The 23,069-nt window shown below is 68.9% G+C and carries 17 protein-coding genes and 1 pseudogene; 4 read left to right on the forward strand and 14 right to left on the reverse strand.

Features of this window, described 5'->3' with window-relative positions:
* Positions 1 to 105: 105 nt before the first annotated feature.
* Genes OJ997_RS15425 through OJ997_RS15435 form a run of 3 tightly spaced genes read left to right on the forward strand, consistent with a single transcriptional unit; the run spans position 106 to position 3,242 of the window.
* Positions 106 to 1,917: a WD40 repeat domain-containing protein gene (locus tag OJ997_RS15425; RefSeq protein ID WP_372517900.1), complete on the forward strand. Its 1,812-nt coding sequence runs from the start codon at positions 106 to 108 to the stop codon at positions 1,915 to 1,917.
* Positions 1,901 to 2,893: a hypothetical protein gene (locus OJ997_RS15430; RefSeq protein ID WP_270026051.1), complete on the forward strand. Its 993-nt coding sequence runs from the start codon at positions 1,901 to 1,903 to the stop codon at positions 2,891 to 2,893. The genes OJ997_RS15425 and OJ997_RS15430 overlap by 17 nt, the downstream gene beginning before the upstream one ends.
* Positions 2,894 to 2,918: 25 nt before the next feature.
* A complete protein-coding gene (locus OJ997_RS15435) occupies positions 2,919 to 3,242 on the forward strand; it encodes a glutaredoxin domain-containing protein (protein ID WP_270026052.1) in 324 nt (107 codons plus the stop codon).
* A 52-nt stretch (positions 3,243 to 3,294) separates the two neighbouring features.
* Here OJ997_RS15435 and OJ997_RS15440 read toward each other — a convergent pair whose 3' ends face one another.
* Genes OJ997_RS15440 through OJ997_RS15475 form a run of 8 tightly spaced genes read right to left on the reverse strand, consistent with a single transcriptional unit; the run spans position 3,295 to position 13,535 of the window.
* Entirely contained in the window at positions 3,295 to 5,019 is a 1,725-nt protein-coding gene (locus OJ997_RS15440) for an ABC transporter ATP-binding protein (RefSeq protein ID WP_270026053.1), read from the reverse strand.
* Entirely contained in the window at positions 5,016 to 6,710 is a 1,695-nt protein-coding gene (locus OJ997_RS15445; RefSeq protein WP_270026054.1) for an ABC transporter transmembrane domain-containing protein, read from the reverse strand. The genes OJ997_RS15440 and OJ997_RS15445 overlap by 4 nt, the downstream gene beginning before the upstream one ends.
* Complete coding sequence (locus OJ997_RS15450; protein ID WP_270026055.1) at positions 6,707 to 7,750, reverse strand: alpha/beta hydrolase; 1,044 nt, start codon at positions 7,748 to 7,750, stop codon at positions 6,707 to 6,709. Before OJ997_RS15450 ends, OJ997_RS15445 begins: the two co-directional genes overlap by 4 nt.
* Positions 7,747 to 8,556: an ABC transporter ATP-binding protein gene (locus OJ997_RS15455; RefSeq protein WP_270026056.1), complete on the reverse strand. Its 810-nt coding sequence runs from the start codon at positions 8,554 to 8,556 to the stop codon at positions 7,747 to 7,749. The genes OJ997_RS15450 and OJ997_RS15455 overlap by 4 nt, the downstream gene beginning before the upstream one ends.
* The gene (locus tag OJ997_RS15460; protein ID WP_272599821.1) at positions 8,553 to 9,608 is read right to left on the reverse strand and encodes a FecCD family ABC transporter permease; all 1,056 of its coding nucleotides are present in this window, start codon (positions 9,606 to 9,608) and stop codon (positions 8,553 to 8,555) included. Before OJ997_RS15460 ends, OJ997_RS15455 begins: the two co-directional genes overlap by 4 nt.
* Positions 9,605 to 10,609, reverse strand: a complete 1,005-nt coding sequence (locus tag OJ997_RS15465) for a FecCD family ABC transporter permease (RefSeq protein ID WP_270026058.1) — start codon at positions 10,607 to 10,609, stop codon at positions 9,605 to 9,607. Before OJ997_RS15465 ends, OJ997_RS15460 begins: the two co-directional genes overlap by 4 nt.
* A gap of 35 nt (positions 10,610 to 10,644) precedes the next feature.
* Complete coding sequence (locus OJ997_RS15470; protein ID WP_270026059.1) at positions 10,645 to 11,655, reverse strand: ABC transporter substrate-binding protein; 1,011 nt, start codon at positions 11,653 to 11,655, stop codon at positions 10,645 to 10,647.
* A gap of 2 nt (positions 11,656 to 11,657) precedes the next feature.
* Positions 11,658 to 13,535 (reverse strand): siderophore-interacting protein, encoded by a 1,878-nt coding sequence (locus OJ997_RS15475; RefSeq protein ID WP_270026060.1) that lies wholly within the window; start codon positions 13,533 to 13,535, stop codon positions 11,658 to 11,660.
* A 55-nt stretch (positions 13,536 to 13,590) separates the two neighbouring features.
* On the opposite strand from OJ997_RS15475, the gene OJ997_RS15480 reads away from it, so the two are divergent.
* Complete coding sequence (locus OJ997_RS15480) at positions 13,591 to 15,141, forward strand: helix-turn-helix transcriptional regulator (RefSeq protein ID WP_270026061.1); 1,551 nt, start codon at positions 13,591 to 13,593, stop codon at positions 15,139 to 15,141.
* 3 nt (positions 15,142 to 15,144) lie between these two features.
* Here OJ997_RS15480 and OJ997_RS15485 read toward each other — a convergent pair whose 3' ends face one another.
* The 6 genes and pseudogenes from OJ997_RS15485 to OJ997_RS15505 form a co-directional block, all read right to left on the reverse strand.
* A complete protein-coding gene (locus OJ997_RS15485) occupies positions 15,145 to 16,020 on the reverse strand; it encodes a nucleotidyl transferase AbiEii/AbiGii toxin family protein (RefSeq protein ID WP_270026062.1) in 876 nt (291 codons plus the stop codon).
* A complete protein-coding gene (locus OJ997_RS15490) occupies positions 16,017 to 16,394 on the reverse strand; it encodes a type IV toxin-antitoxin system AbiEi family antitoxin domain-containing protein (RefSeq protein ID WP_270026063.1) in 378 nt (125 codons plus the stop codon). The genes OJ997_RS15485 and OJ997_RS15490 overlap by 4 nt, the downstream gene beginning before the upstream one ends.
* Before the next feature lie 81 nt (positions 16,395 to 16,475).
* Positions 16,476 to 16,601 (reverse strand): annotated as a pseudogene (locus OJ997_RS38110) (type IV toxin-antitoxin system AbiEi family antitoxin domain-containing protein); the annotation flags it as partial.
* Between the two features lie 149 nt (positions 16,602 to 16,750).
* A complete protein-coding gene (locus OJ997_RS15495) occupies positions 16,751 to 19,798 on the reverse strand; it encodes a type I restriction endonuclease subunit R (protein ID WP_270026064.1) in 3,048 nt (1,015 codons plus the stop codon).
* Positions 19,795 to 20,970, reverse strand: coding sequence for a restriction endonuclease subunit S domain-containing protein (locus tag OJ997_RS15500; RefSeq protein WP_270026065.1), 1,176 nt, complete (start codon positions 20,968 to 20,970; stop codon positions 19,795 to 19,797). Before OJ997_RS15500 ends, OJ997_RS15495 begins: the two co-directional genes overlap by 4 nt.
* A gap of 59 nt (positions 20,971 to 21,029) precedes the next feature.
* On the reverse strand, positions 21,030 to 22,988 hold the full coding sequence (locus OJ997_RS15505) for a type I restriction-modification system subunit M (RefSeq protein WP_270026066.1): 1,959 nt from the start codon (positions 22,986 to 22,988) through the stop codon (positions 21,030 to 21,032).
* Positions 22,989 to 23,069 lie beyond the last annotated feature (81 nt).

Raw genomic sequence — 23,069 nt, forward strand, 5'->3', positions numbered from 1 at the left:
GGTCTACTCAGGCTGTCTTGCTTTCTTGCTCTTGAGCGGTAAGACTTCCGCGCTCCATCGCTCGAACGGCTCGGTGGCCGGGATCGACTTGGGAACGGACTCTCGATGCTCGCGCCGCAGACCTTTCACGTCAGCCCTCCGTCGGCTTCGAGCGCCGTGTGCAGCGTCGCCATGTCCGAGGGCGGTCATGTCGTGCTGACGGGATCATTCGACAGGACCGTGGCAGTGTGGAAGACGGGAAGCGTCCCGTCGCCAGTGCGACGGCTCCGAGGGCACCAAGCGGCCGTGACAGCGGTGGCGTGCGACTCCGATGGCAGCGAGCTCGTGTCGGGTGGACTCGACGGACGCTTGCTGCGGTGGTCGTCGCACTCGCCGGATCGCCACGAGACGCTCAGGGAGCACTCGCGTGGTGTCACGGCGCTCGCGATGGACCGCACGAGCGGCGATATCGCGGTTGGGTATGACGACGGCGAGCTCCACGTCCAGAGCCGTGAGAGCCATGAGTGGCTGCAACTTGGCGGAAGTCGCCAGCGAGTGGTCGGAGTCTCGGTGTCCCGGGCGCAGGACTCGCTGCTCGCGATTCGGGCCGACGGCACCATCCAGATGTGGGAGCTCTCGTCGGGAGCGCTGCTGTCCGCCACCGCACATCACTCACCGCTCACGGCGGCAGCCGTGGAGTGGGTTGGCGGCCTCGTCGTCGTCGGAGACACCAACTACCGGTTGTCGGTGTACGAGCTTCGCCGGCCGCGTCCGGCGGGTGAGCTCGTCGGACACTCGGGTTGGATAACGGCAATCGGTGTTCAAGGTGGGCATGCGATCTCCGCGGCCACCGACGGCACGATTCGTTCGTGGGATCTGCGAACCACGGCCACACGATCCGTGGTTCGCCCCAGCGCGCCGGTCGGCGCGTTGGCCGTCGATCGCGAGGGAAGGGTCGCCGCCGGTACCGACGAGGGCGATGTGGTCCTCACGACGATCCGGGAGGATGCCGCGGCGGCGCGCACCGGCTGGCGACGACCTGTCCACCACGCAGCGCCCGTATGGGCGGTGAAAGCCGTGTCCGGAGACGTGGTGGCAACCGGCTCGGCGGACTTCTCCGTCGGGATCTGGGCCGCTCAGGATGCACGTCCGCTCCGTGTGCTCGAGGGTCATACGGCGTGGGTGAACGCCGTCGCCGGATTCGCCGCCGGCACCCGCGTCCTGTCTGGCTCCAGCGACTCGACGCTCCGCGTCTGGGACATCGGCTCCGGCGCTCTGCTCGGCACGCTTCATGGCCATGACGGATGGATCAACGCCGTCGCGGTCTCTCCCGACGGCGAGATCGCCATCTCTGGAGCGTCGGACCAGGTTGCGAGCGTATGGACGCTCGAGCCGAGGCGCAGGTTGATCACGCTCGTCGGGCATTCGGCGGCCGTCACGGGCGTGGCACTGTCGAAGAGCAAGGCGGTGGCAGCCACGTGCTCGGCGGACGGGACCGTCCGGCTGTGGCGAACCGCCGATGGTGCAGCGCTCCGAGTGATCGGTTGCGCGCACGAGACGCTGACTCCGTTCACGTCGGTCCATTTCGTGTCGGACTCAGGCGCGCTGGTGGCATCGAGCCTCGACGGCCGGATCTGGACCACGGACGAGGACTGCGTCTCGCTGCGTCTTCTGGCGCAGGTGCCTGGACGAGTGTGGGGGCTGGCGGTGCTCGCGGATGGTCGGCACGTCGCGGTGCCGTCGATCGACGGGCGTCTCCGGGTGCTGTCGGCGGATTCCGGGGCGCAGATCGCATCGTGCGATCTCGGCACCCCGCTGACGGCGTGCGCAACCGTCCCGGGCGCCTCGCACCTGGTGGTCGCCGACCGCCACGGCGGCCTGCACATCTCACCTACACCGTCGACTCCCGAACTGAGCCCGAGTGCCAAAGCCGATTGACACCGATCGCTTCTCGAAGACCCTACGCGAGCGACTGTTCGATCCAGCGACGCGTGAGGTCCTCATCGCCTATCTGCCGGATTCGCATGAGGCCGAGGACGCGTACACGAAGATCAACTGCGCGGGTTACGGGCGCATACGCACGTATGAGAACTACACGCTCCATCTGAGGACCCGCGACCACGGAGCGCGGCCGATGTTTCGTGGCCACCCGCCTCAGCAGCAGCTGCGCACACAGGTCTTTCAGCTCGCCGGCTGCAACTGGCGCTGCTGGTACTGCTTCGTCGATGACGACCGGCTCTCGGGCAACCGCAAGGTCTCGCGCTTCTTCACGGCCGAGCAGCTCGTCGAGATGTATCTCGGTCAGCCGCATCCGCCGGGTGTGTTGGACTTGTCCGGGGGCCAACCGGACCTCGTCCCCGAATGGACGCTGTGGACGATGCAGGCCCTCGAGGAGCGCGGCCTGCGCGGAGCGACATACGTGTGGTCGGACGACAACCTGAGCACCCGGTACCTCTGGGAGCATCTCTCGTCCAGCGAGATCGAGTACATGGCGACCTTCCCACGCCATTCGCGGGTCGGCTGCTTCAAAGGCTTCGACCCGGCCTCGTTCGCGCACACCTCCGGCGCCGAGCCGGAGCTCTTCGACCGCCAGTTCGACGTCTTCCGTGATCTGCTCGCAGAGGGCTTCGACCTGTACGCCTATGCGACGTTCACAGGCCCGCTCCCGAGCGATCCCGGCTCGGCGGTGGCCTCGTTCGTCGATCGACTGCAGGAGATCCACCCCAACCTGCCCCTGCGGACCGTACCGCTCCGCATCCACCCCTTCGCGACGACGCAGCAACGGCTGAATCCTTCGAGACGCTCCGCCCTCACCACCCAGCACGAGGTCTACGACCACTGGGACGCCGAGCTCGCTGCCCGGTTCAGCGATGAGCTCCTCCAGCTCCCGAGCGATGAGGTCGTCCTTGCGTAGCCCATCCGGTCGCACCGCGATCGACGTGCGTGCGACGGTGGCCACCGCATCTGCCGTGCTCTTCATGGCAGGCACGCCACAGGACCCGCGAAGTCCGGCGTCGTACCGCGCTGTCGCGGCACTGCGGCTCGCCGAGATCGACTTTCTCGCGATCGACGTGGACGCCGACCTCGCGACGCAGCGAGCGCTCGTCGCTGTGAGCGGCTCGTCGACGACAACGCAGTTCTTCGCCGCTGGGGAGTTCATCGGCGGGTGCGAGGTGCTCATCGAGATGTACCGGACCGGCGAGCTTCAGCGGCTACGAGACGCATCGGCGGGCCGTCATGCGACACCTGCGCTGAGCGGATAGAGCGCCGACGCGGGGTTCTGATGGCTTCGCGACCGACGGCGCGAGACCCCGCTCACCCGACCATCCGGACGTCCCGTCCGGCCTCCCACGCGGCCCACAACCCGGCGTACACGCCGCCGGCGGCGACCAGCTCGGCGTGGGTGCCGCGCTCGGTGATGCGCCCGTGCTCCATCAGCACGACCAGATCGCAGGCCGCGGCTTGGGAGAGCCGGTGCGCGATCACCAGCCCGGTACGGCCCGCCAGGGCGGCGTCGGCGGCGCGATCGAGCAACGTGGCGTCGGTGGAGCCCGCTTCGGCGGCGGCCTCGTCGAAGATCGCCAGCTCGGGATCGGCGAGCACCAGACGGGCGAGCGCGACCTGTTGCGCCTGCGCGGCGGTCAGCTCGTGCCCGCCGCCGCCGAGGTCCGTGTCGAGGCCATCGGGCAGCCGGTCGAGCAGTCCCGCAGCCCCGGTGACCTCCAGCGCGGCCCGCAGGAGGTCGTCGGTGGCGTCGGGTGCGGTGAGGGTGAGGTTCTCGCGCAGCGTGCCCGCGAACACGTGCGCTTCCTGGGTGATCATCACCGTGCGTTCCGGCCGTTTCACGGTCCCGGCGGCGGGTGGATGGATGCCGGCGATCACGGCCGCGAGGGTCGTCTTGCCGGCCCCGGACGGGCCGACGACGGCGACACGCTGGCCGGCCGGGATGTCGAGGGTGATGTCGTCGAGCACGAGCGGACCGTCGCCGTAGCGGAACTCGACCTTGCGGAGCTCGACCGCGGTGCCGGTCCGCGACGCAGCGGGCGTGTCCGGGGCCGCGGTGGTGACGACGCCGACCATGCGGTTCAGCGATGCGAGCGCGGACTGCAGGGTGTCGACGACGAACATCAGCTGGTTCACCGGCCCGAGCAGCCGCAGGACGAGCAGCATGGCCGTGGTGGCGCCGCCGACGGTGGACGTGCCCGCCTCGATCAAGACGAAGCCGACGACGAGGATGACGGCCAGGCTCAGGCACTCGCCGAGGTTCAGGCGGGTGTTGAACATGCTCTGGACCGTGCGGGCACGCAGCGCTTGCACCGCGACGCTCCAGGAGGCGGTCATCACGGCGTGGTGGCGCTGCTCGCCGAGCCCGAAGCCGAGCACGGTGGCGTAGCCACGCTGGGATTCGACGATCTGCTGCGCGCGGGCGCTCATCGCCGCTCGCTCGGCGCGATACACCGCCGGCCCGGTGCGCAGGTACCAGCGCAGGGCGAGCCCGTAGACGGGCAGGACGACGGCCAGCGCGACGGCGTAGGGCCATTCCAGCGCCGCCAGCCCACCCAGGGACACGACGATGCTGAACGCGGTGGCGGTGACCACGGGGACCACCACGGGCGCGGCATCGGCCACCGCGGTCACGTCGTCGCTGGACCGCGAGATCAGATCCCCGGTGCCGGCGCGCTCGACCCGGTGCTGCGGCAGCGTCAGGGCGCGGGCGACCAGCCGCTCGCGCAGGCCGGCGAGGATGGCGTGGTACGCGCGGGTGGCCAGGACGATCGTCGCCGCCGTGCCGATCGCGCCCAGGACGGCCGACACCACCAAGGCGGCCGTGACGGTCAGCACGGTGCCGAGATCGGCGGTGCGCTCCTGCACCCGGTCGATCAGGAATCCGATCGCGACCGGCCCGATCAGGTCGATCGCGGTGCTGACGACGCCCAACACCACCACCGCGGCGAGACGGACACGGTGCCCACGACTGAGCCGCCAGACCTCCCTCGCCGTCTCACGGTCACCCGCGATCGGAAGCGCGTCATCGGTCACGAGGCGGCCTCGGGGACGTCGACGACGCGGTCGCAGCGGCTGAGCAGCGCCGGTGAGGAGGCGATCAGCAGCGTCGAGCGTCCCGTGCGGACGCCGGCCAGCCGCCCGGCGATGGTCTGCTCGGTCACCGAGTCGACCGCGGTGGTCGGGTCGTGCAGCACGAGGATGGGTGCGCCGGTCGCCAGGGCGCGGGCGAGCGCGACCCGTTGCCGCTGGCCGCCGGAGAGACGGTTGCCGTTCTCGCCGACCGGGCGGTCGAGGTCGGCCGCGAAGTCCTCGCAGGCCGCGGCCCGCACCGCCGCGTCCAGCAGCCCCGGCTCACCCGCAGGCAGCGTGAGGTTCTCGCGGAGGGTGCCGGTGAAGAGCGTGGCGCGGTGGGGCGCGACGGTGACGCGGGAGCGGTAGTGCGCCGCGGCCAGAGCGTGCGCCGGCCGGGCATCGAGGCGCACCTCGAGGCGATCACCGAGCTCGGGGTTGAGCAGTGCGCCGGCGATCCGGGCGGCGGTCCCGTCATCGGCGCGCACCCCCACGAGCTCGCCGGGCGCCACCCGGATCGGCACGCCGAGTCCAGCCACCTCCAGCACCGGCAGCTCCACGACGGGCGCCGGTGTGACCTCCACGGGCGCGACCGGGCGCCTGTCATCCACCGCCGCGAGGATGCGTGCGGCCGACGCGCGAGCGCCCGCGAGGTTGGGGATCGAAGCGCTCGCGATCGACTCCATCTGCGGCAGCAGCGCCTGGGTGAGACCGACCGCGGCGATCAACCCGCCGATCCCCAGCTGCCCGTCCACCGCGAGCCAGCCCGCGAGCCCCGCGACCGCGGCGACGAACACGCCGTTGACCGCACCGGAACCCGCGAGGAACCGTCCGAGCAGCGCTGCGTTGCGCTGGGCGCCGGCGAGCGTCTCCCGGCTGGCCTGTCGATAACGCCGGGTCGCCTCCGCCTCGGCGCGGACGCCTTTGACCACCCGGTATCCGGCGATCAGGTCGGTGGCCCGTCCCACCGTGCCGGCGAGCAACTCCTGGTACGCGCGGGTGTCGCGGGAGAGCCGTTCGCTCAGCCGGCCCATCAGCCACACCGCCTCGGGCGCGCCGACCAGCACCACGACCCCGAGCAGCCAGTGCGTGACCAGCAGGGACACGGCGATGAACCCGATGGCGGCGATCCGCGCGACCGGCAGGACCACCAGCAGCCCGGCGTTGGCCAGCCGGGCGACGTCATTGGTCATCACCGAGACGACCCCGCCGTCCGGTTCCGCGCCGCCGCCGGGATGCAGCACCCTTGTCGAGAGGGTGGCCCGGAGCCGGTGCGCCAGCCGCTGGATCGCGTAGGCGTTGAGCCGGTTCGTGAACCTGGCCGCCGCCGTCAGCGCGACGTACAGGGCCACCAGCACACCGATCCACAGCACTAGCGCGCCGGCGTCGCCGGTTCCCAGCGCCCGGTCGATCGCGACCCCCATGACCACCGGGACCGCCGCCTCGCCGACCTGCCAGACGATCGCCAGCAGCATCGAGGGGACCGTGACCCGCGGGAGCGAAAGGATCACGCGCGCCACGAACCGGCCCGGACGCTCGCCCGGCCTGGTCTCGAACGGCTGGACGTCAGACGCTTCGGCGGAGGCCTGCCCCACCACGGGAAGCCACCGCGTCAGCGGCCCGCGCCCGAGCCCGGCGGGGTCGGTGCGGCTCATGCCTCGAGCGGGAAGCACCACTGCAGGGCGTCGGCGAACAGCCCTCGCCACCACGCGTAGTCGTGTCCGCCGGCGAACTCCCGGTAGCGGGTGTCGTAGCCCTTGCCGGTGAGCACGAGGTCCAGCCAGCGGCTGTGGGTGAGCGAGCTCTCCAGCTCGCCGACGTCGTGGAAGATGCGGATCGGTGCCGTGTCCGCGGCCAAGAAGTCGGCCATCAGCGTCGGTACGGGGGCGCGGCGCTGCAGCTCCGCCAACCCCCATCCGGAGTCAGGGTGATAGCCGCACGAAGGCGACTGGAGGATGGCGTTGCCGAACGTCGTCGGGTGATGGAGCGCGGTCCAGGCGGCACACAGCCCGCCGAAGCTCTCCCCGGCCAGCGCCACGTCGCGAGGGTCCCGCGAGAGCGGGTATCGCTGGTGGAGCCACGGCAGCAGCTCCTCGACCAGCAGCTGGGAGAACGCCGGGTTGCAGAGCAGCTCCTCGTCGCGCTGCAGCTGCTCGACGAGGACCACCGCGCAGGGCCGGATCTGGCCCGCCTGGACCAGGGCATCGCGGACGCTCGGCGCGCTGTGGTCCGGCGTGCCGTCCAGGTGAATGACGAAGGGCAACGCGCGCTCGTTGGACGGGGGCATCGAGACCCAGATGCGGCGTTCGTCGCCCAGCACCGCCGACTCCAGCACCGGGGGCGGCAGCCGTTCGGCCTGCTCGAGCCAGGGCAGCGGCGCCGCGTCGGGCAGCACGGCCACCGAGGCGCCGGAGAACCGCTCCACCGCGCACTCGGAGAACCGCGGCGGCGGGTTGAACGGGTCCGGAACCCGTTCGCCGTCCCGTACGAACACGTACGAGAAGCGCAGGTCGGACCGCATCCGCAGCGTGAGCGCGCGAGACGACGTCCCGGGCACCGACGTGAACGCGGTGCCGATCGGGTTCAGGCCGATCCTGGGGCCGATGACCACCGAGAGCGTCGTGGCGTCTCCGGGCTCGTCGACGAACGTCACCTCCACCTCGTCGGCGGTGACCCGCTTGACGGACAGGCTCACCGCTGCGCCTTCTGCCGGGTTCGATCGCGGCCGAGCGGCACGACCTGCGGCGTTCCCGCGACGGGGTCCGGCACGACCAGGCACCGCAACCCGAAGACCTCCTCGACGAGCTCGGCGGTCACCACCTCCTCGGGCGGGCCGACGGCGACGACCTTGCCGTCCTTCATGGCGATCAGGTGGGTGCCGTAGCGGGCGGCCTGGTTGAGGTCGTGCAGCACGGCGACCAGGGTGCGGCCGACCTCGTGCAGGTCGGTGAACAGCTCCATCAGCTCGATCTGATGGGTGATGTCGAGGAAGGTGGTCGGCTCGTCCAGCAGCAGGATGCTGGTCTGCTGCGCGAGCACCATCGCCACCCACACCCGCTGGCGCTGCCCGCCCGAGAGCTCGTCCACCAGGCGGCTGGACAGGTCGGTGACCCCGGTCTGGTCCATCGCCGTGCGCACGGCCTGCTCGTCGGCCTCGGTCCACTGCCGGACGAACCCCTGATGCGGGTACCGGCCCCGAGCCACCAGGTCGGCGACGGTGATCCCGTCGGGGGCGATCGAGGTCTGCGGCAGCAGCCCGACCCGCCGTGCCACCTCCTTGGTCTTGAAGGACTGGAGGTCGGCGCCGTCCAGGATCACCTGACCGGCCGACGGCTTCAGCAGCCGCGACAGCCCGCGCAGCAGCGTGGACTTCCCGCACGCGTTCGGACCCACGATCACCGTGAACGAGGCGTCCGGGATCGACACCGACAGGTCCTCGCTGATGACGCGCTTGTCGTAGCCGATCGTCACACCGTCGACATGGAGCCGCGAACCGTTCACAACCGCTTCCTCGCTTCGATGAACAGCAGCCAGCCGAGGTACCCGCCGCCGAGCATGACGGTGATGATCCCGACCGGCAGGGTCGTCGGGGCGACGTGCTGGGCGAGATAGTCCGCCGCCAAGCACAGCAGCGCGCCCACGAAGGCGGCGGGCGCGAGCGTGATCCCGGCGGTGCGGGCGAGCCGGCGGGCGATCTGCGGCGCGACCAGGGAGATGAACGCGATCGGCCCCGAGGCGGCGGTGACGGTGGCCGTCAGCGCCACGCCGACGACGATCAGCCACAGCCGAGTCGCCGAGACCCGCACCCCCTGCGACGCAGCCGCGTCGTCCCCCAGCTCCATCTGCCGCATCGGCCGGCCCAACCTCGCCGCCAGCAGCAGGAGCACGGCGATGCAGGCGCCGCCGATGGCCACCTGATCCCAGGACACCCCGTTGAGCGACCCGGCGTTCCACGCGGCCGCGGACATCGCCTGTTCCAGCTCGGCCTTGAGGATCATCCAGGTGTTGAGCGAGTGGAGCATCGCCGAGACGCCGATGCCGACGATGATCAGCCGGAACCCCTGCACGCCCCGCCGGTAGGCGAGCACGTACACGGCGACGGCGGTGGCCATCCCGCCCAGCAACGCCCCGCCGACCAACTGCCAGTAGGTCCCGTTGACGGCCAGGATCACGATCAGCGCGCCGGTGTAGGAGCCCTCGGCGAACCCGATCAGGCCGGGATCCGCGAGCGGGTTGCGCAGCAGCGACTGGAAGACCGCCCCGCTCACCCCCAGCGCGGCGCCGAACACCACCGCCGCGGTCACCCGGGGCAGCCGCCACTCGACCACGATGTCGTGCACGAGCCCGGTCTCCCCGCCCGTCAGCGCGGAGATCACCTGCCCCGGGCTGAGCTGGTACGAGCCGGTCATCAGCGCGAGCACCGCCAGGCAGGCGAGCGCGACCGCGAGCACCGCGCAGACGATCACCGAGCGCCACTCGAGCCGGAGCGCGAACCGCCGGCGCCGGACGGTAAGCACCCGCCGTCCAAAGTCCACCCCCGCGCCGGTGGTCATAGCCCACTCGCCTTGTTGCGCCGCGCCAGCGCGATGAGCACGGGGGCGCCGACGAAGGCGGTGACGATGCCGACGGGGATTTCACCCGGATGCATGACCACCCGGCCGAGGATGTCTGACGCCAGCAGCAGGCTCGGGCCCAGCAGCGCGCTGTAGGCGAAGATCCAGCGCTGGTGCGGGCCGACGATCCAGCGGGCCACGTGCGGGACCATGAGCCCGACGAGCACGATGGGGCCGGCGATGGCGGTCGCCCCTCCGGCGAGCAGGGTGAGCGCGATGATCGCGAGGACGCGGGTACGCCCCAGGTGGACCCCCTGGGCGACGGCCAGATCGTCGCCCAAGGCCATCGCGTTGAGCGGGCCCGCCACCGCGAAGCTCAGGACGAGCGCGACCGCGAAGAACGGCAGGATCGGCCACACCACGTCGAGTGGGCGCGCCACGATCGAGCCGGCGTTCCACGACCGCATCGCGTCGAAGGCGTCCGGATCGGTCAACTGGAGCGCCTCCCGGGCACCCCCGAGCACCGCGGCTACGCAGACGCCGGCGAGCACCACGACCACCGCCGACGAGCCCTGCCGCGTCGACCCGAGGGCGAGCACCATCAGCGTGACGACCAGCGCCCCCGCGAACGCGAACCACATGTAGCCCTGGGGGTCGCGGACGCCGAGCACGCCCACGGCGACCGTCACCGCGAAGGACGCGCCGGCGTGGACGCCGAGGATGCCCGGATCGGCCAAGAGGTTGCGGGTGAGCGCCTGGATCAACGCCCCCGAGACCCCGAGCGCCATGCCGACGACCAGCCCGACGATCGTGCGCGGCAGCCGGAAGTCGCGGATCGAGAACTGATCAATGTCGCTCGAGGGATGGACCAGGGCGTCCCACACCACCGACGGCGCGATCGCCGTCGAGCCGATCATCACGCTCAGCACCAGCAAGGCCAGCAGCACCAGCAGCGCCAGCACCAGGCCGAGCAGGCGCGAACGACGTCCGGGCACCGTCACGGTGCCCGGAGCTTCAAGCCGTGGGAAGAGGGCCGTCACTCCTCGGCGGGGAGGGACGCCAGCGCGCGGTCCAGCGAGTCCAGGTACTGCAGGACGGGCCCGTAGGAGTTGTTGCCGGGGCAGAAGACGCCGAGCGCGCGACCGGCCTTCACGGCCGGCAAGGCCTTCCACGTGTTGGTCTCGACCACCGCCGCGAACGGCTCCGTCGGCTGGCCCTCGGCGTCGACCGGGTAGGTGATCACGTCGTACTTGGACAGGTCACCGAGCTGCTCGAACGGCAAGGCGGTGTAGGCCAAGGGGTCCTCGCCTTCGGCCGCCTCCGGGAAGTCCATGCCGACCTCGTCCCGGGCGATCTCCGAGCAACCGATGTCCGCGATGGCGAACGTCCCGGGATCGGAGCTCTCCCAGCGGGAGATGTCGACGAACGAGGTGCCGTCGATGGTCTCGCGGTAGGTCTCCTGGAGCTTCGCGATCTTGTCCGCGAACCCGGTCTTCTGCGCGCTCAGCGCGTCGGTCGTGTTGCTGGCCTCCGCGATCGCGTCGGCGAAGGGCTTCCACTCGGTGTCGAGCCCCCAGAACACGGTCGGGGCGATCGCCTGCAGCTGCTCCTCGATCTTCTCGAACTCGGCGTCGGGGATCTGGGCGAGGATGAGGTCCGGCTTCAGGCTGGCGAGCTTCTCCATGTCGACCTCGTCCGCGCTGGGCGCGAGGTTCGTGGCGGCCGCATACCGCGCCTGCTGGTCCTCCGGCAAAAGCGCGACGGTGGAGTCCGACTCCGCCGTGAGGCCGATCGGCTCGCCGCCGACGTCGAGGAACGGCAGCGTCGTGTTGCCGATCGTGGCGACCCGCTGCGGGTCGCCGGGGATCTCGATCGAGCCGTTGTCGGCCTTGACCGTGCGGGTCTTGGGGGCGACGGGCGCGGTGGTGCTGGTCTTGGCGGCGGCGCTCTCGGAGTCTTCGCCGTCGTCGCCGCAGGCGGTGAGCACGAACGTCGCGCTCAGCAAGGTGGCGGCCAGGGCAACGCCGCGTCGTCTCAGTGGGTTCATGGTCATGGCTTCTGGTTCGGGGGATCTGCGGGGACGAGTTCGTGGACGGCGGTGCCCCAGCCCACGGTGTGCGTCGCGCGGCGAACGAGTCCGGCGCGGACGAGGACGGCGTCGAGCTCGGCGGCGGTGCGCAGGCCCGAGCCGTGCACGGTGAGGGCGAGCAGGTCCGCTTCGCCGTCGCGGGAATCGAGGTCTTCGAGGTCGAACGTGTCCTCGATCAGCAGCACCCGGCCACCCGGGACGAGGTTCTCCGACGCGCGACGCAGGGCGTGGGCCGCGTCGGCGTCCGGCAGCGTCTTGAAGGCGCGGATGATGAGCACCGCGTCGGCGGCCGGGCTGGGTTCGAAGACCGACTGCTCGACCACGCTGACCCGCGCGCGCTGCTGCTCGTCGGGAATCGTGTCGGGCAGGTCGCGGCGCAGCCAGTCGGCTTGGGCGGGCAGCGCGCAGATCGTCACGCGCAGGCGGTCGTGGGCGGCGACGAACTCGCGCGCTTGGGCGCCCGCACCGCCGGAGTGGATCACCAGCTGCCCGACGCCGCTGAGCAGGTCGGACTTGGCGATCGGCTCCGCCAGCGCGGCCTGGAACCCGGCCAGGCGTTCCAGGTAGCGATCCTCGTAGTCCTGCTGCGCGCGCACGTCGGCGAAGCTCTGCCCGGTGACCGTGGCGTAGGCGGAGCGGCCGGTGCGGATCGCTTCGGTGAGCCCGTAGAGGCCGAGGCGCTCGCGGCCCGCCACGCCGTCGGGGTGCAGCGTGTCCGCGGTGAACTCGTTGGTCAGGACCTCGCCGACCGGTGTCAGGTCGTAGTGCCCCGGTGCCGTCTCGGTCAGCAGGCCCGCGGCGTGCAGGTAGCGCAGCAGCTTGCCCAGCGCCCGCTGGTTGGTCGTGGTCCTGCTGGCGAGGTCCGCCACGCTCGTCACACCGCGCGAGATCAGCTCCGGGATGTCCAGCTCGACGGCGGTGCGGATCGCGATCGGCCGGGTCAGCTCGGCCAGCTGATGGAGCTTCTCGAACGGCGTGATCGACTTCTCGGGGTCGGGGACCGCCCCGTCGAACTTCGAGGCGACGACCTCGCCGCGACGCCAGTGTCCGGTGGTCTGGATGTCGTCCTTGGGCAGGCCGCGCTCCTCGACCAGATGGCGGCGCAGGTCTCGCACCGCGGTGCGCTCCCCGGCGAGCCACGCGAACGGGCGGCCGTCCCACCAGCGGCTGTTTCGGACCGCGTCCCGCAGGAGCGTCGTCGTGCCCGCCTCGGCGCCGTCGCGCACCAGCCAGGTCACCTCGACGTTGGGCAGCGGCCGCAGCTCCAGTCGGTGGGAGTCCTCAGCGACCTCGATGAACACCCGCGCCCGTGCGTCGTCGGGCAGCTCCTCGAGCAAGCGGCCGATGGCGGGGATCGCCGTGTCGTCGCCCGCGACCAGGAGCCAGTCCGCGTCGTGCGGCAGCGACCGCGACGCGCTCGGGCCGAAGAAGTGGATGCGGTCACCGACCTGCGCGCGGTACGCCCAGGTGGTGCCGACGCCGATGCCGTGCTTGACGAAGTCCACGTCCAGCTCCCCTGCCCCGGGGTCCCAGCGACGGGCCGTGTAGACCTTCGACAGCGGCAGGGGGTGCCTCGGCATGTCGATGCCCCGCTCCCTCTGCACCGGCAGCACCGGCTCGTCCTGACCGGGATAGCGGAACACCAGGCGGATGTCGTCGTCGAACCCGGAGGAGTCGAACGCCGGCTGCGGGAAGCCGTTCGCCGAGGTGAACGCGCGAAGCTGCTCGCCGCCCAGCGTGATCCGGCGCATGCCCGGCGTGAGGTCTGCCACCCGGACGACCTCGACTTCCCGCAGGGTCAGGGAACGCACGGTGAGCGGGCGCGAGGTCTTCGGCACTATTAGGGGACCCTAACACCCAAGAGTGTGCGCAGACTGCCATATTGTTTAGGGCATGGCGAGCCCGTTCCCGTTCCCCGCCGACGCGACCGAGCCGCCACCGATCCCGCCGGCCCGGTCGGACTCGACCGGGCACCCGCGCCGCCCGCTGCTGATCTGGATCCGCACCGGCACCGCGCACGTGCACATCGACGACGCCGCGGCGTTCCACCTCACCGCCGGGCAAGGAGCGTGGATTCCCGCGGACGGCTGGCACCACCGCGCGATCGTCACCGAGCCGGGCACCGTCGCCTTCCCCCTCTGGCCCCATCCCGGTGCCGAGTCGCTGGCGGAGCCGACGCAGTTCGAGGTCCCCGACGGCTGGCAGGACTGGCTGATCCAGCTCTTCAACCTGGAGGTCACGCCCCTCAGCGGTCGCGGGTTCTCCCAGGACGCGATCACCGACCTCCTCCGCCGCCGTCCCAGCCCGCTGCCGGAGATCCCGAGAGCCACCGGTGCCAGAGCGGTGGCCGAGGAGCTCAGCCGTGACCCGTCGCTCGACCTCACCGTCGAGCAGTGGGCGACCAGGGCGCACTCCAGCCCACGCACCCTGCGCCGCGACTTCCTCGCCGACACCGGGATCACCTTCGAGCAGTGGCGACTGCACAACCGGCTGATCGCGGCCGTCGAGCTCCTGGCCGCCGGCTACGACGTCGACCAGGTCGCCGCGCGCGTGGGCTTCGCCAGCCGCAACGGCTTCACCCGCGCGTTCAAGCAGCAGTACGGAGCCACGCCCCGGGACTTCAGCAGGGAGCTCTCCGCCAGCTCCGCCAGCGTCGACCTGACCCAGCGCGCCACCTTGGCGCGGCAAACCGACGACCTCGTGCGCATGGTGCGAGGCGACAGCGCCTTCGCCACCGCACCCGACCTGCTGCCCGCCGCCCGCACACCCCCACACGCCAACGACATGCATGTGCTCAGCTGGATCTACCGCGGCAGCGGATACCTCGACATCGGCGATCACCGCTACGAACGCCAGCGCGGCGTAGCGACCTGGATCCCCGCGGGCCTGGAGCACGTCACGGGCCTGCGCGAGAACTCCGTCTCCCTGCCCCTCGGAGACGCCGGCACCGGTGACCTCCAGCTGACCGAGCCACTCCAGGTCCAGTTCTCCCCCGCCTGGGACGACTACCTGACCTTCTGCTCAATCAGCGCCCGGTCCGGACTGCACCCCGACGACTACGACCCCCGGCACATCCTCGACCTCTTCGCCGAACAGGTCGCCACACAACGTGCGCTCTCGGTCCCGATGCCCACCGACCCACGCGCGCACGCGGCCGCGATGGAATACCTACGCCGCATCGACGCGTCCCCCGAACCAGCCGCGTCCGACCTCCCCGCCGACGTCCACCGCGCCTTCCGCGACGAGACCGGCATGACCTTCGCCCGCTGGCGCTACGCCGCCCGCATGCGCATCGCCCGCGACCTACTGGCCGGCGGCGCGAAACCGAGCGCGATCGCCCGTCGCGTGGGATACCGCCACCTCCCGACCTTCAGCACCGCCTTCACCCGCTTCCACGGTCTGTCGCCGCGTGAGTACCAGGAACGTGAGGCCGAGAAGGCCTGACCGTCAGCCCTGGCTCCACAGCGCACGTTCGTCGCCGAGGAGGGCGTCAACGAACGCGATCACATCGGTCAGCATGTCCGTCCACCGTGCGGGAGGCGGCGAGCGGTATGACATGCGCTCGACCATCGCCGTGTAGGGCCGTTGGCGGTCAGGCATGTGAGCGAGCGCTTCCGCGAGCGGCAGCACGGGCTGCCCGCGATGTGCCGCAACGGCAGTGATGTGGCCGCGCAACTCAGCGGCGTCGAGCCGGTGACGGCGGCTCGCGACCCACAGATCCGCGAAGTCGCGATCGCGGGTGCTCGTCTCGCGCCGCTGCATCGCGGTGACGATCTTCTCCGCGAGATTGAGCGTCAGCGGATAGGCAGCCAGCTCGATGCCAGGGTGACCGATGACCGACTCGAGGGTGATCACCGTCGAGCGGACCGGGTCCCCGAACGAGAAGTCCAGGGCAAACGGGATCTGCGCCCTCCCGAGCGTGGCCGTGAGCTTGCACCGCACGCCCTCGTACTCGTCGCCTTCACGCATGACCTCGGTTCGGATCGTGGCTGGGTCAAACGTCACACCATCGGGCGGATCGGGAACCAGCGCGATGATCTCGGCGACCGCATCGCGCACCGCGTGCTCGCCGTTGGCCATGCCGTGCGTCGCCAGATCCGCGTCCTTGGTCATCCGCCGGATATCGCTCGCAGCCATCAGCATGCCGCCCTTGAGCACCATGCGGTGCGCATGCGCTGACATCGCCAGCCGCCGCAAGAACGACTCCACCGCGTACACGACCAGCAGCGACTGCGTGTTGGATCCATGCTCCGCACGTGCCCGGGCACGCAGCGCTTTGAAAGCCGCAGCCGCAGCGTGATCGCCGGCAGCCGGATCGCTCAACTGAGTAACGCCTCCAACGCCGGCCCGAGCGCCGGTGCGCCGCCCAGGTCGCGGGCGAGCTCGGTGAGGCGTGCCGGACTCGCAGAGCTCTGATTCACGTATCGACGCAACGCCTGCAGGCCGACATCACGGCCAACGAGCCGTGGCAGCCGCAGGGCGTCCACAACGGCCCGCTCGCGCGAGTAGATCCAGAACGGCTCGTCGACATCGGTGCTCGCCTGTTGCCGTTCGAGTTCGAACGTCCGCGCATCAAAGACATGCACCTTGGTCGGCGGCGTCGAAATCACCGGACGATGCGCACCGCGCGACACCGCCACATGGACCCTGCCCGGAATCTCATCGGTCAGGTCCCAATAGGCGAGCGCGGAGTTCAAGCAGATCGTCCCGCGGGGCACTCGCGCTGAGACGATCGCCAGATCCGACAACATCCCCATCCCAGCCCCCGGAAGCTGCAGCACTCCCCGCGCAACCCCCTCCAGCTCGCCACTCGCGCGCAGGCGGTGCAGGCTGCTGCGACTCGCGCCCGCTTGCACCGCCTCGGAGACTCGAAACGGACGCTCACCGAATCGTGCACGCAGCATCTCGACAATCGGGACTTGGACCTCATCAGGACGAGTCAAATCCTACACACCAACCCGATCCGTATGCAGACTATGGTCCATCGAGCAGTCGACGCAGAAATCATTGCCTCGACTGGCCGCCTCGCGCGACAGATCTGCCGGGTTCCCATCTATGTGCCCGCGGCCTGGTCGCTTCGGTAGCGGTCGTATAGAACGCGCATCGCGAGAAACGTTGTTCTTTGGCGAAAGTCCTCGTCGTCGAGCACGCCACGGAAGAAGTCGGCTGAGACCTTGCCGGCGTCGAGCGCTCCGTCGATGACGAACGGCTCCTTCCCGCGCACGAAGTCGTCGAAGTCGTTGCTCGCCGCCTGGCGGCGCAACGTGTCGGACTGCTCGCGGTCGATGTGATCGATGAGCGCCTGTGCGGGGTGGATGGCGTCCGCGTCGGTCAAGTGCTCGCCGAATCGGTGGTTGAACAGCTCGACGAGTTCGCCGAGCAAGCTCATCGGGATCTCGCCGCCCGCCCCGTGGCCGGTTCCGTCACCAGAGATCGCGGTGCCTGGTTCAACCTCATCGTCGCCCAACGTGAGGTTCTGCGTGCCGACCTCGGTAAGCCGGTAGTGCGTCAGCGACACATCAAGAGACAGACCGCCGTCGACCCGGCGTTCGCGTAGCCGAAGGGCGAGAAAACGCGCGAAGGCGTACAGCTTCTCGCTCTGCTGGGTGAGGTACGGCACGACCTGGGCGAGGAAGGCGTAGAAGCGGACAAAGCGATCGAGGTCTTCGCGCAACTGGTCCAGATCGTCGTCTTCGAGGTCCGTCGCGCGATCGAATGCGCTCTGGGTCAGGCCGGACAGAACAGCGTGGTCCGGCTCGCCTGGGACGAACCACGCCTGCGCGAAGGCATCGACTTCGGCCTCGTAGACAACGCCGCCGTCGAGCAACTGTTGTTGGGCGTCGAACAGCACGTTGGGATCTGTCGGAATCGCTTCCGTGCGGCCGTAGAACGGCTCAAAGTCCTGACGAATGCGGTCGGCGTCGTTGACGAAGTCCAGGACGTACGTCTCGGTCTTGAGCGGGTGCGTGCGATTGAGCCGAGAGAGTGTCTGGACAGTGTTGACGCCGGTGAGGGTCTTATCGACGTACATCGCCACAAGCTTCGGCTGGTCGAACCCCGTCTGGTACTTCTCCGCCACGATCAGCACGCCGTACGCGGGCTTGTCGAACTCGTCGGGGAGCTTCTTCTCCGGCACTGGGTGGCCGTTGACGACGTTCATCTGCGGCTCGCTGTACTGCTCGCCGACGTTGTCCGCGGCGGGATGCGTGATCGTGACCTCGCCCGAGAACGCGACCAGCGTCTTCGTCGCTGATCCGCGCTTGGCGATCTCCTTGTCCAGCGTCAGTTTCCACTGGACCGCCTCCTCGCGACTGGCGGTGACGATCATCGCCTTCGCCTCTCCGGCCATGTGCTGGCGAACGATCGTGTCGTAGTGATCAAGCACCACCACGGCCTTCTGCGCCTTGCGGTACGGATGGAACGTCGCGTAACGCGTGAGCGCGCTAGACGCTTTGCCCTTGGGCAGCTCGACCTCGCGTTGCGCCCGATCCTCGATGCGCAGCAACTCCTCGTAGGTCGTGTAGTTGCGAAGCACGTCGACGATGAAGTTCTCCTCGACAGCCTGGCGCATGGAGTACGTGTGAAACGCGTGCTTGTTGCCGTCCGCGCCAACACTTCCGAAGACTTCGTTGGTGCGCGGCTTCGGGGTAGCGGTGAAGGCGAAGAACGAGAGGTTGGGCTGTACGCCGCGCGCTGCGAGGCGCCGCAGGACCTCCGGTACACCATCGTCCTCGTCGTCCTCGTCGACCGGCCGGCTGCCAAGCACGGCCTTCAGATCTACAGCCGACTCGCCGGTTTGCGACGAGTGCGCCTCATCCACGATCACGGCGTACGTACGCTGGTTGAGCGTTGCGTTCGTTCCCGTGAGCTGTGCAAGTACGTAGGGGAACTTCTGCAGCGTTGAGATGACGATCCGCGCCTGCTCGCCCTCGAGCGCCTCTCGCAACTGCGTCGACGACTCGTTGATTTCGCGGACCGTGCCTGGCACCTGCTCGAACGCCTTCACCTGCGCCTGGAGTTGGCGGTCGAGCACCTGGCGATCGGTGATGACGATCACCTTCTCAAACACCGGCTTCTTGTCGTCGCCGTGCAGAGTCGATAGATCGTGCGCCAGCCAGGCGATCTCCTTGCTCTTGCCCGAGCCGGCGGAGTGCTGGATCAGGTAGTTCTGGCCGGCGCCGTGCACCCGCGCGTGCGCGGCGCACGACCGCACGACATCCCACTGGTGGAAGCGAGGGAAGATCACCGTGGGCTTGGCGCCCTTCTTCTTCGCAGCCGCATCGGGCTGTTCGACGAAGACGAACTTCTCGATCAGCTCCATCCACGCGTCGCGCTCCCACACGCTCTTCCACACGTAGTCGGTGGGGTGCCCGCTCGAGGGGGACGGTGGGTTGCCCTGGCCGCCGGGTTTGCCCGCCCCACCCGAGCCTTGGTTGAAAGGCAGGAACCGAGTGTCCGTGCCGGCGAGACGCGTCGTCATGTACGCGAGGTCTGCGTCAAGCGCGAAATGGACGAACGCCCGTCGGCCGAGCAGGAGGTTTGTAGGCGGCCGATCCTTGCGGTACTGGCGTATCGCGTCGTCGACCGTCTGTCCTGTGTACCGGTTCTTGAGTTCAGCGGTCGCCGTCGGCACGCCGTTGACGAACATCACCAGGTCCAGGCTGTCGCCCGAGTTGGCGTCGAAGCGCACCTGGCGCACTACCCGGGGGCGGTTCTCGTCATAGAGCACGCGAGCAGACTTCTCGACCTCCAGCTCCGGCTCAAAGAACGCAAGCTTGAGCTGCACGCCCTTCTCGGAGAGCCCGGCGCGCAGCACCTCGACCGTGCCGCGCTTGTCGATCTGTGCTCCCACGCGCTTGAGTAGGCTGGTCCGCGCGTCCTGCTCCGAGCCAGCGATCCCGACCAGTGCGTCCCACGCCTTACCCTGCGTCTCTTTTACGAACGCGATCAGGTCGTCGGGGTATAGCCCGAGCGCTGCGTCGTAGTTCTTATGCTCAGTCGGCGCGCCGTCTGTGTCCTCGCCGAACCACCCACCGTTCGTGACGAGGTCACGAACGATCAACCGCTCGAACGCGGACTCAGTATGCGCTGCCGCGCTCATGACTCGGCGGCGGCGAGCATCCGCTCGTCCATCTGCGCGGCTGACACGGCAGCGATGTCGAGTTGGCCGGTGACGGCCTCAGTAATCAAGGCGTCACGATACTCGCTTAGCCGACTCTCCAGCTCCTGCAATGCGGACTCCGCAGCCCTCGCCCGTTTGCTCAGCGCATCGATCGCGCGAGCTCTTTCGTGCTGAGTTTCCGCGTCAGGCATCGGGACGCGGACCGCCCTCAGCATTGCGGCGGTGAGGTGGGTATATCGACCAGGACCGTCCACAGCGAACGCCTGTCGGCCGCTCAGGACGCGAAGCGCCCAAAGCAGGTACCGCGTCGAATCGTGACCGAACGGTCGAACCCGGTTGAGGGCCATCTGATAGTGGCAATTCGCGACCTCTCCGTTCCACACGGCGCAGCGGCCGGGCTCTCCGCCTTCGCAGACCAGAAGATCACCGGGACGCAACGAGTACATGTGACGCTCGTAGGTGTCAAAATTCATTACCTTGAGGTCGTCGAGCTTGAGCCGGTCCCAGTGCACGTTTGCGTTACGCAGGTACGGGAGAGCAGTGTCGTGTACCACGCGGTCCTCATACAGTTTCTTCCCCAGCTGCACGCTGAACCGATAGCCGATACGACCTCGTGGATAGTCCTCGAATTCTCGTTCTGCCGCCGCAAGCGCGGGTTCGAGCGCACGAGTAGCGAGCTTCGATGCCACTTCCCGCAAATCTGCGACGCGGCCCGACTCTCGGTCGAGGAATGACGCGATGTCGACTTGCTGCCTGAGCGGAGGGAGCACCACCCCAATCCGCTTGAATTGGCTCCAAGCGATGTTGAATTGCGTTGGCGGCATCCATTTTCCGCGCCGCTCGTACTCATTGATGTAAAGCCGAGTACGAAGCAGAAAGTGAAGAAACCTCGGGTGAGCCTGCGCGCCGATATCTGCGACGAAGTACGCAGGACTGATGATCCCAGTGTGGGACGCGACGCCGAGAGAACCGTGAGGCTTCCCGAGGGGGTTGACCACGAGTCTGTCTGGCCTCACGACGAGGTAGTTGGACAGTTCCTCAGAGGGCGCTGGGCGATCGTCGAGACCATCCCCTCGAACAACTACGCCGTGCGGCAAGTTGACACTGAGCATCGGAAGGTCGGTTCGCCCGGCCTCCTTGGAGCGCGTCACCACTTGCCCGAGTCGAAGTGCCCGCCAACCTGGCGGTTCTGGGCCGTAGCCGAACGGTCTCATCTCAGGACCTCAGCAAGCAGACGGTGGATGTCGCCCTCGAGGTCTCTCAGCTCAGCCTTGATCTGTGCGCTTGGCCGAGGCGGCGTGTACTTGTAGAAGAGCCGCGTGAACGGGATCTCGTAGCCGGTCTTGCCGGCTGGGTCGGAGCACCAGGCGCCCGGGACATGGGGGCGGACCTCGCGGTCGAGGTAAGACTCGATGTGCTCGTCGAGTGCGATGTTCTCGCTGTCGCGGCGATCGGCATCCGAGACGGGCTTGCCACGCACGTCGGTGACAATCGGAGCATCGGAAGCACGAATCAAGCACGCCGACACGAGCGCTTTGATCACCGGCGCTCCAGGCTTCGGGACGCCCCTCGCGGCGGCCATCCGGAGGATCGATGCGCGCAGCTCGGCCTCGTCCGCCACCTCGCCGTTGCCGAGTTCGAACATCACCCGCGCGAGACCGCTCCGAGTGTCGTCGTCGAGCTTGGAGAACGCCCGGTCGTCGGGGAGCGCGTTCCAAGCGGACGTGTCGAGGATGTAACGGCCACGCAAGGGATGCTCGACCGTGATCGTGCGATAGCCGAGGGAAGCTCCCTCGACGATCTTGACGAGGTCGCCAGTCGTGAACTCGCCGTGGAGGCGGGTGATCTGCTCGATCTGATCCGGGCTGATCTCGCGGCGCTTCTCACCGAGCGACCGGCGCATCTTCACGAACAGCTCGCGAGCATCAATCAGCTGGACCTTGCCGCGACGCTCCTCGCTCTTGCGGTTCGAGAGCAACCAGACGTAGGAGCTGATGCCGGTGTTGTAGAAGAGCTGCTCCGGCAACGCGACGATCGCCTCGAGGAGGTCGTTTTCGATCAGGTAGCGGCGGATCTCCGACTCGCCGGAGCCGGCGGCGCCGGTGAACAAGGGCGATCCGTTGTGGACGATCGCGATGCGCGAGCCGCCCTTCTCCGGCGGGCGCATCTTCGAGACCAGATGCAACAGGAACAGCAACTGCCCGTCGGACTTGCGCGGGAGGCCGGGGCCGAACCGTCCGTCGAAGCCACGCTCCGCATGCTCGGTGCGAACGGGGGACTCGACCTTGCTCCAGTCGACGCCGAACGGTGGATTGGCGATGCCGTAGTGAAAGCGCTCGCCGGCATGGCCATCGTCGGAGAGGCTGTTGCCGAATTTGATGTGCGACGCGTCCTGGCCCTTGACGAGCATGTCCGCGAGGCAGATCGCGTAGGACTCCTCGTTGAGCTCCTGGCCGAAGAGGTCGACCTGTGCACTCGGGTTCAGCGCCTTGATGTGCGCTTCGGCCTCGGAGAGCATCCCGCCGGTTCCGCACGCGCAGTCGAACACGGTGCGGATGACGCCCGGGTCGGAGAGCGCGTCCTCATCGCCGTCGACAAGGAGGTTGACCATCAGGCGGACCACCTCGCGCGGCGTGAAGTGCTCGCCGGCCGTCTCGTTCGACGCTTCGGCGAACTTGCGGATGAGCTCCTCGAACAGGTAGCCCATCTCGAGGTTGGAGACCTTGTCCGGATGCAGGTCGACGTCGCGAGTGCGAGCAATGACCTGGTAGAGCAGCCCGCCGCGCTCGAGCTTGTCGATCTGGCGGTCGAAGTCGAACTTGTCGACCACCTCCCGTGCGAGCGACGAGAAGCCAGCGAGATATGCGCGCAGGTTGATCGCGAGCCGCGGCGCGTCGCCGAGGAGCTGGCCCAGGTTCAGCGGGGAGTCGTTGTAGAACTGTTGCTTGGCGACACGGATCAATGCGAGCTCGCGGTTCTCGATGCCTTGTGCGCGAAGCTCCTCTGACCGCGCAACCACCCGCGCCTTCGTGGGCTCGAGCGTCTGGTCGAGCCGCCGGATTACGACCAGCGGGAGGATGACCTTGCCGTAGTCCGCCTGCTTATAGTCGCCGCGCAGCAGCTCGGCGATGCTCCACACAAGGTTGGCGTGACTCTTGACATCGGTCATGACATGTCTCCGAAATGCACGGGGACATTGTGCTCATCCCGCACCGCTTTCGGTCGTGCATCTACAGGGCGTCGCCGGACC

It is taken from the genome of Solirubrobacter phytolaccae (assembly GCF_027587195.1).
Taxonomy (GTDB): domain Bacteria; phylum Actinomycetota; class Thermoleophilia; order Solirubrobacterales; family Solirubrobacteraceae; genus Solirubrobacter; species Solirubrobacter phytolaccae.

What these genes read in the sequence shown, in the direction of transcription:
- OJ997_RS15425 (WP_372517900.1), top strand. Translation starts at nt 106, where the DNA reads ATGCTCGCGCCGCAGACCTTTCACGTCAGCCCTCCGTCGGCTTCGAGC.
- OJ997_RS15445 (WP_270026054.1), bottom strand. Translation starts at nt 6,710, where the DNA reads ATGAGCCGCACCGACCCCGCCGGGCTCGGGCGCGGGCCGCTGACGCGG.
- OJ997_RS15460 (WP_272599821.1), bottom strand. Translation starts at nt 9,608, where the DNA reads ATGACCACCGGCGCGGGGGTGGACTTTGGACGGCGGGTGCTTACCGTC.
- OJ997_RS15470 (WP_270026059.1), bottom strand. Translation starts at nt 11,655, where the DNA reads ATGAACCCACTGAGACGACGCGGCGTTGCCCTGGCCGCCACCTTGCTG.
- OJ997_RS15480 (WP_270026061.1), top strand. Translation starts at nt 13,591, where the DNA reads ATGGCGAGCCCGTTCCCGTTCCCCGCCGACGCGACCGAGCCGCCACCG.
- OJ997_RS15495 (WP_270026064.1), bottom strand. Translation starts at nt 19,798, where the DNA reads ATGAGCGCGGCAGCGCATACTGAGTCCGCGTTCGAGCGGTTGATCGTT.
- OJ997_RS15505 (WP_270026066.1), bottom strand. Translation starts at nt 22,988, where the DNA reads ATGACCGATGTCAAGAGTCACGCCAACCTTGTGTGGAGCATCGCCGAG.